This window comes from Nocardia sp. NPDC006630, from assembly GCF_040611495.1.
Classification (GTDB): Bacteria; Actinomycetota; Actinomycetes; order Mycobacteriales; family Mycobacteriaceae; genus Nocardia.
Window position 1 is genome coordinate 658,545 of the sequence record NZ_JBEXOK010000006.1, and the last position, 14,031, is coordinate 672,575.

11 protein-coding genes are annotated in these 14,031 nt (G+C 65.9%); 6 read left to right on the forward strand and 5 right to left on the reverse strand.

Annotated elements, in window-relative coordinates; translation table 11 throughout:
* The first annotated feature begins 50 nt into the window (after positions 1–50).
* Positions 51–659: a TetR/AcrR family transcriptional regulator gene (locus ABZX86_RS21165; RefSeq protein WP_355125791.1), complete on the forward strand. Its 609-nt coding sequence runs from the start codon at positions 51–53 to the stop codon at positions 657–659.
* A 424-nt stretch (positions 660–1,083) separates the two neighbouring features.
* Here ABZX86_RS21165 and ABZX86_RS21170 read toward each other — a convergent pair whose 3' ends face one another.
* Both ABZX86_RS21170 and ABZX86_RS21175 read right to left on the reverse strand, forming a co-directional pair.
* Entirely contained in the window at positions 1,084–2,355 is a 1,272-nt protein-coding gene (locus tag ABZX86_RS21170) for an LUD domain-containing protein (protein WP_355125793.1), read from the reverse strand.
* A gap of 18 nt (positions 2,356–2,373) precedes the next feature.
* Positions 2,374–3,528, reverse strand: a complete 1,155-nt coding sequence (locus tag ABZX86_RS21175; protein WP_355125795.1) for an MFS transporter — start codon at positions 3,526–3,528, stop codon at positions 2,374–2,376.
* 127 nt (positions 3,529–3,655) lie between these two features.
* Between ABZX86_RS21175 and ABZX86_RS21180 the strand changes: the two genes are divergently transcribed.
* Entirely contained in the window at positions 3,656–5,275 is a 1,620-nt protein-coding gene (locus tag ABZX86_RS21180; RefSeq protein ID WP_355125797.1) for a PKD domain-containing protein, read from the forward strand.
* Between the two features lie 81 nt (positions 5,276–5,356).
* Here the strand turns inward: ABZX86_RS21180 and ABZX86_RS21185 are convergent, their stop codons facing one another.
* Positions 5,357–6,994 (reverse strand): GMC family oxidoreductase N-terminal domain-containing protein, encoded by a 1,638-nt coding sequence (locus tag ABZX86_RS21185; protein WP_355125799.1) that lies wholly within the window; start codon positions 6,992–6,994, stop codon positions 5,357–5,359.
* 294 nt (positions 6,995–7,288) lie between these two features.
* Between ABZX86_RS21185 and ABZX86_RS21190 the strand changes: the two genes are divergently transcribed.
* Both ABZX86_RS21190 and ABZX86_RS21195 read left to right on the forward strand, forming a co-directional pair.
* Positions 7,289–8,521: a cytochrome P450 gene (locus ABZX86_RS21190; RefSeq protein ID WP_355125800.1), complete on the forward strand. Its 1,233-nt coding sequence runs from the start codon at positions 7,289–7,291 to the stop codon at positions 8,519–8,521.
* An 80-nt stretch (positions 8,522–8,601) separates the two neighbouring features.
* Positions 8,602–9,090, forward strand: coding sequence for a glutathione peroxidase (locus ABZX86_RS21195; RefSeq protein WP_355125802.1), 489 nt, complete (start codon positions 8,602–8,604; stop codon positions 9,088–9,090).
* A 134-nt stretch (positions 9,091–9,224) separates the two neighbouring features.
* On the opposite strand, the gene ABZX86_RS21200 is transcribed toward ABZX86_RS21195, so the two are convergent.
* The gene (locus tag ABZX86_RS21200) at positions 9,225–10,577 is read right to left on the reverse strand and encodes a cytochrome P450 (protein WP_355125804.1); all 1,353 of its coding nucleotides are present in this window, start codon (positions 10,575–10,577) and stop codon (positions 9,225–9,227) included.
* Positions 10,578–10,667: 90 nt separating this feature from the next.
* Positions 10,668–11,231: a helix-turn-helix domain-containing protein gene (locus tag ABZX86_RS21205; protein ID WP_327146359.1), complete on the reverse strand. Its 564-nt coding sequence runs from the start codon at positions 11,229–11,231 to the stop codon at positions 10,668–10,670.
* A gap of 118 nt (positions 11,232–11,349) precedes the next feature.
* Here ABZX86_RS21205 and ABZX86_RS21210 point away from each other — a divergent pair, with 118 nt between their 5' ends.
* The gene (locus tag ABZX86_RS21210) at positions 11,350–12,003 is read left to right on the forward strand and encodes a class I SAM-dependent methyltransferase (protein WP_355125806.1); all 654 of its coding nucleotides are present in this window, start codon (positions 11,350–11,352) and stop codon (positions 12,001–12,003) included.
* Positions 12,004–12,153: 150 nt separating this feature from the next.
* Positions 12,154–13,662, forward strand: coding sequence for a DUF222 domain-containing protein (locus tag ABZX86_RS21215; RefSeq protein ID WP_355125808.1), 1,509 nt, complete (start codon positions 12,154–12,156; stop codon positions 13,660–13,662).
* Positions 13,663–14,031: the final 369 nt, after the last annotated feature.

The window sequence follows — 14,031 nt, forward strand, 5'->3', positions numbered from 1 at the left end:
ATGTAACCTCATCCGCAGATTTTCTTTTCGACCCCGATGGGAGAGTTCCGGTGAGCGCACCCCCAGGCACGCGTCTCGGTCCGGGCCGCCCACGTGACCCGCAGCTGGACGCGCAGGTGCTCGGCGCGACACTGGAACTGCTGGTGGGGGAGGGTTATCAGGCCACCACGATTGCGGCGGTGGCCAGGCGGGCGGGTGTGGTCACCACCTCGATCTATCGGCGCTGGCCGAGTAAGCGGGCCCTGGTCGAGGACGCCATCTTCGGTCTGGAGGCGTTCGAACACCCGATCCCGAGCGGTGATCTGCGCGCGGATCTGCTGGCGTGGACCCGCCTGTTCCTGGCCGCGTCAGCGCATCCGGCCGCGCGTTCGGCCATACCGGGTCTGCTCTCGGAGTATCACGACGATCATGACAGCTACCGCCGCCTGCTGGATCGCGGCGAACTGCCCACCCGGGAGGTGCTGCGGGAGCTGCTGGCCGGTGCGGTGGCCGACGGCCAGGCCGCCCCGGATTGCGACGGCGACGCCGTCTTCGAACTATTGCGCGGCGCGACCCTGTTCCGGGCGCTCACGCACGGCACCGACGGTGCCGAGGATTTCTGCCGCCAGATAGCCGATGCCCTGCTCGCGGTGGCGGCGACGCCCGCAGCGCGCTCCTGAGCGCGGCCCGGTCAGTGAATGAGGCCGAACCAGTAGATCAGGCAGGCCAATACGAGGACGACCACTGTTTCCATCGTCTGATCCAATCTCCTTGGCGCACTTACTACCTATCATGCCAGTAGCTCGCGCAGGAAGAACCCGCCGGACCCGACACCCCTCGTGGACGGGTCCGGCGGGATCTTCCCCGTCCTGTCGCCCCCTTCGCGACAGGACAGCCTTTTTCTATGTGAACCAGCTGGTTGGATTGCTGGAGCACGATCCGGCACCCCTCGTGGCCGGACCGTGCCCCGGCGTTCCCGCCCCGCCGGTTGTGGTCTGTGTGCCGGAACTGCTCCGGCGTTGTGACAAACAATGCTCGGCCGCGCTTGGCACGGCCTTAAAAAGATCTTGCAGAGTGAAAAGCGCTGGTAGTGGCTCTTTTTCGCTACTCCGGTTCGACCAGGATCAGCACCACCCGGCGCTGCCCGCTGAACCAGGTGAGCGGGCGATCGGGATCCAGCACGGCGATCACCTCCGGAATGGCCGAGGCGACCTGCTCGGCTCGGACCACGCAGATATGGCAGTCCGGCAGCAGCGTCGGCGCCCGGCGGCCCTGGCCGGATCCGCCGTCCAGCACCACGGTGGCCGAATCCGCCACGGCGGCAGCACAACTGGTGACCACGGCATCGATTCGATCCAGCTCGAGCGGGGTCAGCTCGGGTTCGTCGGCGACCAGGCGATTGCCGGGGGTCGCCACCCACTCGGCGAGCCAGGATGCGGGCACGCCGTCCGGAGCGACGACACTGTGCGCACCGTGCCGGATCAGTGCCCCCGTCACGGTCGCCGGTAGTTCGTCGGCCGTCACCCGATGTATCTCTGCGCCATGGTGTTTCGAGCGTTCGACGAACAGTGACAGCACGGCGGTTCGATCATGCGGCTCGATGCCCGGCGCATGCCGCAGATACTCGCGCGGGACGGCCGTCGCGTGCCGGTCGGTGCGCAGGGCCGCCCGGACCAGCTCATCGGCGAGCGCACGGGTGCCGGCATTGTCGACCAGGACGAGATGGAACTCGCTCGGTCCGTCGCCGTCGATGACTCCGGTCCAGGTGGAGATGCAGCGTGGCATGCGTTCGCCGCCACCGGCAAGGAGTTCCAGGACCACCTCGAGGTCGCGCCAGGTCGGCACGATCCGATCGATGCCGGCCACCGAGATGAGGGTTCGCGGCAGTGTCAGGCACCTGCGGCCGGCGCCTTCGGATTCCACGATGATCGCCGTGCCGCTTTCGGACACAATGAAATTCGCGCCCGTGACGGCGACCTCCGCGCGCAGTAGTCTCTCGCGCAGTGCCGGATCAGTGCCATCGACAGCGGCGAGATCGTTTCCGCACGTGGTGATTCCGGCGGCAGCGAGGGCATCGCCGAGTCCGATCTCGGTGGTGAGCGCGGAATCGGCCCGGATGATCTCGGACGCGCCGGTGCCCTGAACGAGCTCGAGCACGATCCGATTCGCGGCGGCGGCGTCGGAGGCCCGGTGCACCACCCCGCCCGCCGCTCGCACCATCGATTCCAATTGCAGCAGATAGGAATCCAGGTGGCGCAGTACCTGATGCTCGATCGCGGCCGCGCTGTCGCACAGCTGCTCGCGGTCGGGTCGTTCGGCGGCGAGGGGGTGGCGTTTCCTGCGGTTGGTGCGGCTGGCGGAGAGTGCAGTGCGCATGCGGCTCCTTCGGAGACGTCAGGTGCGGATCTCGCGGCCCACCTTCAGGGTGTAGGCCAGTGCCGCGGCAGCGGTGAGAGCGAGCAGCAGGTATCCGATCGTGTAATTGCCCCGGGAGGAGTAGACCAATCCCATGATCAGTGGCGGGAAATAACCGCCGAGTCCGCCGGCCGCGCCGACCAGACCGGTCACCGTGCCGACCTTCGCCGGATCGACGAGCTCGGCGATGAGTGCGAAGACCCCACCCGTGCCGAGGCCGAGGAAGTAAGCCATCAGCACCATGCTCACGCCGGCCGGAAACTCCTGTGGCGGATCGAAACTCAGTACCACGGCCATGACGGCCGCGCCGCCGAACGCGGTGGTCAGCACATTGACCGGGCCGACCTTGTCGGAGAGGATGCCGCCGAGCGGTCGCGCGAGCACGCCCGCGATGGAGAACCCGGCGGTGCGCAATCCCGCATCGGACTGCGCGAATTCGTACACATTGCGCAGCACGGTCGGCAGATAGGTGGAGAAGGCCACGAACCCGCCGAACGCCACCGCGTACAGCAGCGCGCCCTGCCAGGTGGCCTTGAGCTTCAGTGCGTCCCGGATGCGCGGCAGTGCGGGTTCGGTCGCCGGGGTCCACTTCGGTGAGTTGCGGCTGAACATCAGCATGATCACGCCCATGATCGCCAGTGCGACCGCCATCAGCACATGGGTCTGTGCGCGGCCGAGGTGATCGACCAGGCGCGGGGTGAGCAGTGCCGACAGTGCGGTGCCGCCCATGCCCGCACCGAACACGCCGGTGGCGAAGCCGCGCCGGGACGGTTCGTACCAGGCGTTCACGAAGGGCACGCCGACCGCGAACGAGGTGCCCGCGATACCCAGGAAGAAGCCCCAGAAGATCAGCGCGCCATAGGAATTCGACCAGCCGACGAACAGGGTGGGGATGATCGAGACGAAGCAGATGACGGCGAACATGAGCCGCCCGCCGAACTTGTCGGCGAGCACACCCGCCGGAATTCGGCCGAGCGATCCGACCAGTACGGGGGTGGCCACCAGCATGGAGGTCTGACCGGGCGAGAGACCCAAATCGTCTGTGTAGCTGCTTGATAGCGGACCAATGAGGTTCCAGGCCCAGAAGGTCAGCGCGAAAGCCAGTGTAGCGAGCGTCAGATTTCTCGCATTCATACCGTTTGTCTAGCAGAAACGCCGCTTGAAGTGACTAAATTAGGCCAATTCGGCGCGCCTGGTTGGCACTGGGCGGGGGGCCCGCACTATGGCTGCTGTCAAGTTGCGGAATGCTCAGGAGGCACATGTGAAATTGTGGCGATCTCGCTGGTGGCGGGCGGCGCTGCTGCCCGCTTTAGTGGGTGCGACCGCGGTGTCGGGGCCGATGGCCCAGGCCGATGCCAATTCCGATTACCCACTGATCATCGATGTCAGTACGCCGGCGGACGGGCAGTGCGCCGGCACGAAGGGAGCCGAACATACTGGGCTGCACGGCACCACGGCCGTGTACATCCCGCCGGGCGTGCCCGCCCACTCCGATGTGGAGTGGCGAATCCTGGGTGGCGGGCAGCCGATTCGCAGCGGCATCGCACCGGTCAACAGCGATGTGGTGACGGTGGGATTCGATATCTCGCAGGACGAGCTACCCGCGGACGGCCGGCTTCGCGTGGATGCTCGCTCCCGGATTCCCGGTGGTGCGGTCAGCGGCTACGGCAAGCCGTGGAATCTGCGCGTGAGCCGGGATTGCCGTCCGCTGCACGTGGTTTCGGTCGGTGATTCGGTGACCTGGGGACAGGGGCTGGATCTGGATCGCAAGTTCGGTGACCTCACCACCGAAACGCTCGGCACGCAGACCGGCCGGGTCACCCGGCTACACGACTATTCGGTCTCCGGGGCGGCGCTGGACGCACCGGGTCTGCACGCCGACAACGCACACTGTCCGGCCGCGAATGCCGGCGGCGGTGAACTACCCGATGTGTTCTGCCAATTGGAGGAAGCGGGCGGCGAGGCCCGAGACCGCGGCTATCAGGTGGACCTGGTCCTGCTGGACGGCTGCATCAATGATCTGGATCCGATCTTCGGGATCCCCGTCGGACTCACGCCGGGCAGTCAGGATCTGACCGCCGCGGTGCGCCGCGAATGCGGGGGTGCGGGAGCCGAACCGGTCAATCCGGCCGCGAATGTGCCGTACTTCAGCAGCAGCAAGCTGGGTTACGGCGGCCGGGGCATGCAGGACGCCATCGAGAAGGCCCATGCGCTGCCCGGCAGTCCGAAAGTGCTGGTGTCCAACTACTTCTACGGAGATGCCGCGCCGGGCACCCCGCAGGGTGTGCAGCAGCGCTGGTCGGAATTCGTGCGGACCTCGGCGGAGGCGTTCCGCACGGCCGCGGATCGCGCCAATACCGCCGCCGGGGAGACCTTCGCGGTGGCCGCGGACGGCCTGTTCGGTCAGGACGGCGGAGCGGTCGGCAATGATTCCAAGCTGTGGATGAATCCGCTGGGCGACGAGGAGATCTCGCTGCGGCTGCTGGCCTGTCCGCCGCACAGTGATCAGGCGCCGCAGTGCGGGAAGGCGGTGGCCGGGCACGCCGATGTCGAAGGTGCGCGGCAGTACGCGAAAACCTTCCTGCTGAATCCGAGAGTCCGCGAATGGTTCGGCGGCGGTGGGCCTCTCGGTGACGGCTTCACCGTCTCCCGCACCGCCGGTCCGTCCGGGTCCACGGTGGATTTCGACGCCACCCCGGCGGGCGGTGCGATTCGCCAGTACGAGTGGTACTTCGGCGATGGGGCGCACCTGACCACGAACGGTCCGGCCACCTCGCACGCCTACGCCGATTCCGGGCCGAACCTGCCGCGCCTGGTGGTCACGGATATGACCGGTCGCCGCAGCATGTACGAGCTGAACGAACCGATCGTCATCGGCTGAGGTTCTTCTCGGCCGGGTGACAACAGCACTCCGCCCCGGGACCTGAGGGGTCGGGTCCCGGGGCGGAGTGCTGTCAACGCTTTACGCGCCGATGAACTCGGCGGCCTTCTCGCCGATCATGTAGCTCGGGGCATTGGTATTGCCGCCGGTGATGCTGGGCATGATCGAGGCGTCGGCCACGCGCAGGCCCTCGATGCCGTGCACCTTGAGCGTCGGGTCGACGACCGCGCGCTCGTCCACGCCCATGCGGCAGGTGCCGACCGGGTGGTAGATGGAGTGCACGCGATTGGGGAGCTCCGCGCGCAGTGCGTTCTCGTCCTGCAGTGCGGGTCCGGGGGCGAGCTCCTCGGTCCAGTCGTCGGCAATGCTCTTGTGCGCCATGATCTCCCGGATCATCCGAATGCCCTCGATGAGGAATTCGGTGTCCCGCGGGTCGCTCAGGTAGCCCGGGTCGATGAGCGGGGAGGCGAACGGGTCGCTGGAGGCCAGCGTCATCTCGCCGCGGCTCTTCGGGTAGATGAGGCTCGGGAAGATGGTGAAGCCGGGACGGCGATCGACCAGGTGCAGCTTGTCCTCGTCCTGGTTGGGGATCGGGTAGCTCCACGGCAGGGTGTGGATCTGCAAGTCCGGGTAGTCGCCCTCGGCGAACTTGGTCTTGACGAAGCCGCACGCCTCGAACACGGTGCGTCCCATCCAGGAGCTGCCCGGGCGGAGCATCTCCTGCATGATGCCGCTGGCGAAGTGGGTCGGAATGCCGCGGTGGATGGCCTTCTTCGAGATGAAGGTCATCGGCACGAAGAGATGGTCGTGCAGGTTCTGCCCGACCGGCAGATCGGCGACCACGTCGATGCCGTGTTCGCGCAGGTGCGCGGCCGGGCCGATGCCCGAGAGCATGAGCAGCTGCGGCGAGCCGATGACGCCGCCGGAGACGATGACCTCCTTGGCGGCGCGCACGATGCGGCGGGTGCCGTTCTTCTCGGCGATCTCGACGCCGGTGGCGCGGCCGTTCTCGATGACGACCCGGGTGGCGTGCACATGGGTGAGCACGGTCAGGTTCGAGTTCGGCATATCGGTGATGTAGCCGCGCGAAGAGCTGTACCGCAGACCGTCTTTGACGCTCTGCTGGAAGATCGAGATGCCTTCCTGCGATTCGCCGTTGTAGTCCTCGATGATCGGCGCGCCGGTGACGGCGGAGGCGGCGACCATGAACTGCTGGGCGATCGGCGTCAGGTTCTGCTGCCGGGTGACCTCGATGGGTCCGCCCGTGCCGCGCAGTTCGGTCGCGCCGTCCTGCCAGTTCTCCAGGCGCTTGTAGGCGGGGACGACCTCGTCGTAGCTCCACCCGGTATTGCCCTCGGCGGCCCAGGAGTCGTAGTTGGCCTTGTTGCCGCGCACGTAGAGCATGCCGTTGACCGAGCTGGATCCACCGAGCACCTTGCCGCGCGTCATGGGGATCAGGCGGTCGTTGGCGTGCTTCTGCGGGGTGGAGAACTGTTTCCACGTCACGCGCTTCTTCAGCTGCGGGACGGTGTGCACCATGCTGATCGCGCCCGGCATGGTGACCATGCGGGTGTTGTCCTTGCGGCCGGCCTCCAACAGGATCACGCTGGCGCCGCGCTCGGCGAGACGTCCTGCCACGATGGCGCCCGCACTACCAGCGCCGACGACTACGTAGTCGGCTGCTGTTGCGGCGTCCGCGGAGCGCGGAGAAGCGGTCATGTTCGTTACCTCATCCTCGAGTGTGCCTGGGGTCACTGTAGAACAGGTTCTAGTCTGCCCGCACGGTGGACATGATGTCCAGTCATAAGATCGACTTCAAGGGGTAGGGGGTACCGAGTGAGTCACGAGCGGCCATGTTCTAGAAATGCCCAGCGGTAACTGTATGGGCGGAGGGCGGCCGAGGCGCGATCACGCCATCGAAACCGGGGTTACCGTGCCGGGTGACGTGGTTCAATCGTCGTGAAACACGTTCCAGTTTCGAGATCATAGCGGCTAGCTGCCGTAGGAGGAACAGTGTCTGTTCCGTCATTACCGGCCGGATTCGATTTCACCGATCCGGGACTCTGGGCCGATCGCAGTCCCGTCGAGGAGTTCGCCGCTCTCCGGCGCACGGCACCCGTCTGGTGGAATGCGCAGACTCCCGAACAGGCCGCACCGTTCGATGACGGCGGCTTCTGGGCAATTACCCGGCACGAGGACGTCAAGGAGATATCCCGCAGACCGGAGATCTGGTCGTCGCACGAAAAGGGCGCGATCATCCGAATGCCTGCCGATTCGCTACCGGAACAGCTGGAGCTGTCACGAAATGCGTTGCTGATCAATATGGATCCGCCGAAACACACCAAGATTCGGCGGATCATCTCGCAGGGATTCACCCCGCGCGCGGTGGAAGCCCTGCGCAAGACGCTCACCATGCGCGCGAAAGCCATTGTCGCCGAGGCGAAGGCCGCCGGCGGTGGCGATTTCGTGCAGCAGGTGGCGTCCGAACTGCCGCTGCAGGCCATCGCCGAGTTGCTCGGAGTGCCGCAGGACGATCGGCACAAGCTGTTCACCTGGTCCAATCAGCTGCTGAGCTATGACGATCCCGAGTTCGCCGGCGCGAATATGACCGCCAATGCCGAACTGCTCGGATACGCCTACAACCTGGCCGAACAGCGGCGCGCCTGTCCGGCCGCGGATATCGTGACGCAGCTGGTGACCGCCGATGTCGACGGTGAGGCGCTGGGCAGTGACGAATTCGGCTTCTTCGTCATCCTGCTGTCGGTGGCGGGCAATGAAACCACCCGCAATGCCATCACGCACGGCATGAAGGCATTCGTGGACAATCCGGAGCAGTGGCAGCTGTATCGGGAGCGGCGGCCGCGGACCGCGCCGGACGAAATCGTGCGCTGGGCGACACCGGTGACGTCTTTCCAGCGAACCGCGCTGTGCGACACCGAAATCGGCGGGCAGAAGATTCGCGAAGGCGATCGGGTGGGGTTGTTCTACAGCTCCGCCAACTTCGATGACGAGGTATTCACCGATCCGTTCTCGTTCGACGTACTGCGCGATCCCAATCCGCATGTCGGGTTCGGCGGCACCGGTACGCACTTCTGCGTCGGCGCGAATCTGGCGCGACTCGAGATCGACCTCATGTTCAATGCGATCGCCGATGCCATGCCCGATCTCGCCGAGGTGGCACCGCCGGAGCGATTGCGGGCGGGCTGGATCAACGGCATCAAGCACTGGCAGGTCCGATACGCCTGAACCGGACGTCCGGTATTCGTGCACCCGGGCGTGACGTGGGTGAACGGTGGCGTCCACGAACTCGTTCTATATTCGTGGACGTGACCTCAATTCGCGAAATCCCGCTCCAGACGCTCACCGACAAGCCCACCACGCTGGCCGAACTGGCCGGGGACAAGGTGGTGCTGCTGGTCAATGTCGCCTCCAAATGCGGACTCACCCCGCAGTACACCGGCCTGGTGGAACTGCAGCAGACCTACGGCGCGCGCGGCTTCAGCGTGGTCGGCGCCCCGTGCAACCAGTTCATGGGCCAGGAGCCCGGCACCTCCGAGGAGATCGCCGAATTCTGCTCCACCACGTACGGGGTCGACTTCCCGCTGCTGGAGAAGCTCGAGGTGAACGGCGAGGGCGCGCACCCGCTGTACCGGGAGCTGACCCAGGTGGCCGACGCCGAAGGCGCCGCCGGCGATGTCCAGTGGAACTTCGAGAAGTTCCTCATCGGCCGCGACGGCACGGTGCTCGCCCGTATCCGCCCCCGCACCGAGCCCACCGACGAGTCGGTAACCAGCGCAATCGAAGCCGCGCTCTAGTCATTGCGGTGTGGATCCCGGCCAAAAGCGCGCCGGGATGACGAGACGAAGTGCGCCGGGATGACGAGCCCCGCCCTCGCGGACGGCGCCCCCGTCATCCCGGCATGCTTTTGGCCGGGATCCACACCTACCGGCTACATGCGCCGTCGCCGGTAGCGGACCGCGCACGGCTGCTGCAGTTGCACGACCATCTTCGAGTGGTCGTTGCGGTAGGTGTCCGACGGCTGGGCGAGCTCGAATTCCCAGTCGCGCAAGAGGATCGAGAAGATCGCCTTCAGTTGCATGAGGGCGAAGGCTGCTCCCACACAGCGGTGGCGCCCCGCGCCGAAGGGGATCCAGGTCCAGCGGTTCAACAGATCGGCTTGATTCGGGTCCAAGTAGCGGCCGGGGTCGAAGCGGCCGGGGTCGGGGAAGTCCTCCGGAATGCGGTTGGAGACAGCGGGTGTCGCGGCCACCAGGTCGCCGGGGGCGATGGTGTGGCCGCAGACGTCGAATTCGTCGCGGGCCACGCGCATCAGCACGATGAGCGGCGGGTGCAGGCGCAGTACCTCCTTGAGCACCGCCTCCAGCTGTGGAATCTGGCGTAGCGCATGGAAACTCACGTCCGCGCCGTCGGCGTAGAGCTCGTCCAGTTCGGTGACGACGCGCCGCATCACCTCCGGATTGCGGAGCAGTTCGATGATCGTCCAGGCGGCGGTGCCCGAGGTGGTGTGATGCCCCGCGAACATCATGGAGATGAAGACGCCGGTGATCTCGCTGGGTGAGAAGCGGGGGTTGCCCTGCTCGTCCTGGATCGAGATCAGCACATCCAGCATGTCCCGATCGTCTTTGCCGGTGGGCGGATTCGCGAGCCGGCCCGCCATGATGTGCCGCACCAGCTTCACCAGTTGCCAGCGGGCTTCGTCGCGGCGGCGGAAGCTTTCGATGGGTGCGTCCGGGTCGACGTAGCAGTAGGCGTCGGTCCCGCGTTCCAGCTCGTGATAGAGGTGTGCGAAGCGCTGGTCGAGCTCTTCGCGGAATTTGACGCCGATGAGGCAGGCCGACGAGGTATAGATGGTCAGCTCGGCGAAGAATTCGAGCAGATCGATTTCGCCTGCGGTGCCCCATGATTCGAGCATGCGGTGCACTTCGCGGGCGATCGTGGTGGCATGACCGCGCATCTGATCGCCGCGCAGCGCCTGATTGTGCAGCATTTCCTTACGGCGTTCCGGCGGGGCGTCGAAGACCACGCCGGCACCGAAGATGGGCTTCATGAACGGGTAGGCGGCGGCCTGATCCAGGTCCTCATCGCTCGCGCGGAAGAAGAATTCGTTGGCCTGCGCACCGGTCAGCAGAATGACATCGCGCTGGGCCAGCCGGAAGGCGCCGATCTCACCGCATTCGGCGCGGACCCGCGTCATGAGGGCGATGGGGTCGGTGCGGAATTCCTCGAGGTGGCCGTGCTCGTGTTCGCCGCCCGATACCTGCCGTGGTCTGGTCGGCGTCATCGGAAACCTCCCGCAGTGCAGCAGACAGCTGTCTGGACGGTACTACGGGAGTGTGTGCCCGGCAGCCGAATCCGCGGATTCCGGAAGACCTCAGTCGCGCAGTGCGAGCAGCGCGGATTTCTCCAGGCGGTCGGCGATTTCGGCATACGACGCGTACCCCATACCGGCGCGCACCAGTGCGCCCGCGTACAGCAGTTCGAGCGTCTCCACGAGGTCCAGATCCGCCTCCGCGCCGAGGGCGTCGATGAGCCGCTGGCGAATCTCGCTGCCGATGCGCAACCGCAGATGCGCCACATCCGGATCGGTGCCCAGTAGAGCACTCGTCACCGCGCCCGCGAGCGCCGGTTCGTCGGCCACGAGCATGGCGGTCTGCCGCAGCACCGCGAGCACCCGCTCATTGCTGTCGAGGCCCTCGTTGTCCGGGGCGGGCGTGGCGGCCAGCCGCCGCCAGAACAGCTCCGCGACCAGATGCTCCTTCGAGGAGAAATAGGTGTACGCGGTGGCGGTGCCGACTCCGGCGGAGGCCGCGACCATGCGCACCGTCAGCCCCGCGAAACCCTCCCTGGACAGCACTTCCATCGCCGCCGTGGTGAGCCGATCGACGGTGTCGGCCTGCTTCTCGGTGAGCCGGCGGCGGGTGGCCTCCATGCTCACCGTGGGGCGTTCGGAAAGGGAATCAGACACGTGTCCGGATGCTACTATGGGCCCGGTCTCCGGGCAACTCGCCGATGTGCAATGTGCATCAATGCGTGCGCCCCAGAAAGGTTTTCGTATGACGCAGGCCGAGATTTCCGCCGACACCCGCGCTTTGTTCGAACTCGCCGAGCAAACCACCGGATTCATGCCGCCGGAAGAGGGTCGCGCACTCTACGAAGCCGCGCTCACGTACGCGGGCGACGGCACCATTCTGGAGATCGGCACCTACTGCGGCAAATCCGCCATCTACCTGGGTGCGGCCGCGCGCGAAACCGGAGCGACGGTCTTCACTGTCGATCACCATGGCGGCTCGGAGGAACACCAACCGGGCTGGGAGTACCACGACACCAGTCTGGTCGACCCCGAGACCGGAGTTTTCGACACCGTAACCACATTCCGCCGCAGCATAGTTCGCGCAGGCCTGGCCGAAACCGTGATCGCGATCATCGGCACCTCCGCCGCCGCAGCCCGCATCTGGCGCACACCCCTGCGCCTGCTGTTCATCGACGGCGGCCACACCGAGGAAGCCGCACAGCGCGACTACGACAACTGGGCCCACTGGGTCGCAGGCGGCGGCCTCCTGGCCATCCACGATGTCTTCCCCGACCCCGCCGACGGCGGTCAGGCCCCGTACAACATCTACCGCCGAGCAATGGACAGCGGAAAGTTCCGCGAGCTTTCCGTGACAGGTTCGCTGCGGATTCTTCAGCGCAATGCCGCGTGCAACTGAACAAGGCAAAAGAGACAAGACAAAGACGCCTGGACAAGAAGAGCAAGACATAAGAACAAGGCGAAAGATAAAACCCGAATATTCTGAATAGCCTTATATCACAACGGAATTCGCCTTTCCGGGTCTGTTTTCCGGAGGTAGAATAGAGGCATGGAATCAGGGGGAGAAACCGCAATCGCGACCGGTGTAGCCGCACTGGTCGCGGCGGTCGATTCCCTCACCGCGTTGCCGTTGATTCCGGCGTCGGACACCGACATTGTGGCGTTGATGCAGCAGATCGAAACCTGCACCCGCCGGTTGGCGTCGGTGCAACGGGATGTGATCGTGCAAGCCTGCGCCCGGTCGCTGCCCGCTCTCAACGGTTCCGGTAGTCCGGCCCTGTATTTGCAATCGGTGCTGCACATTTCGCACGGGGATGCGATCAACCGGTGGCGCACCGCTGAGGATCTGGCGGTGTGGCATCGGGTCGGTGACGAGCCCGGCGCGGCCCCGGTGCTGCCGAACGCCGCCCAGGCTCTCGATGAGGGGGCGATCTCTCTCGATCATGTGCGGGTGATCCGGCAGGTGATGAACCGGTTGCCCGGCAAGGTCGCTCCCGAGGCCCGTGCTTACGCCGAACAACAACTCGCCCGGCAGGCCCGTGCCTTGGATCCGACGCATTTGCCGAGGATCGGGGAGATGATCCTGGGCTACCTCGACCCCGACGGCAAACTCACCGAAGACGCTGACCGGCAGAACCAGCGCAGCGCGGTTCTGAGCCCGCAACGCTACGACCTGATGTCCACCCTCACCGTCGAGCTCACCCCCGACGCCCGTGCGGCGTTCGATGCGGTCATGGCCAAGCTGGCGCGCCCCGGTATGTGCAACCCGGCCGACAAGGAAAGCCCATGGGCCGAGGATGAGGACCACCCGGTGCCCCGGGAGGTGCTGGAAGCCTGCGCGGCCCGTGACCAGCGCAGCAAGGCCCAACGCCAGCACGATGCGTTGCTGGCGGTGTTGCACCCGGATTTCAACCCCGCCAAGCTCGGCTCCCATCGCGGCCTGCCGGTCTCCACGATCATGACGATGAGCATTGACGACGTCGAACGTGCCTCGGGGGTGGCGACTTTGGCGACCGGTGGGCAGATCCCGGTCGAGAACGCCCTCCAGTTGATGGCCCGCGACTCCAAGACCTTCGTGCTCGTGAAGAACAAGAACGGCATGCCCCTGCACATCGGGGAAATCCGGTTGGCGAACCCGGCACAACGGCTGGCATTGATCGCCACCGAACGCGGGTGCACCCGCCCCGGCTGCTCGGCTCCGGCGAGTATGGCCGCAGCCCATCATGTGACCGAGTTCAGCAAGGGCGGCCCGACCGACATCGAAAACCTCACTCTGGCATGCGATCACTGCCACGCCCTGGTCAAGGACGGGCCACGCGGGTGGAAGACCATCAAACTCGGTGAGGATTCGGATTTCCCGGGTCGGACGGCGTGGATCGCTCCGGCGCATGTGGATCCGTCCCGGACGCCGCGGGTCAATCACTTGCATCACCCGGCCGAGTTGTTGACCGAGGTTCCGCCGTCGTTGCGGCCGCGCAGGGTCTGTCGTGCCTCGGGGTTGTCCCCGGTTCGGTACCGGGTGCTGCGCCGGGCCGCCATACCCCCACCGCGACAATAGGTTTCCCGCCCCTGGTGTCACCGACAGGATCATCCTGTCGGTGCTAGAGGTCGTTGCCGGACAGGGTGTTTCGGATTCGTGTTCTTCGATCCCTTGTTTCCAGGCGTCCTTGTTCTTGAATCTTTGGTCTTTTCGTCTTGTGTCTCTGAAACCGGACCACAGCCGGTCGACCCCGCCGGTACCGCAGGTATCTCCTTGGTCCGGAAGGTAAATCGGGTACCCCACCCGGCGTCACCAGCACGGCCATCTCGGGCCCTGCCCGCACCCAGGGACCCACCACCGCCTCTCGGCGCAAGCAACCCAGGTGCACCGACGGTTTCTATACCGAAACCGTCGGTGCACCTGGGTTGGTTGTCTCAGAACTGGAGA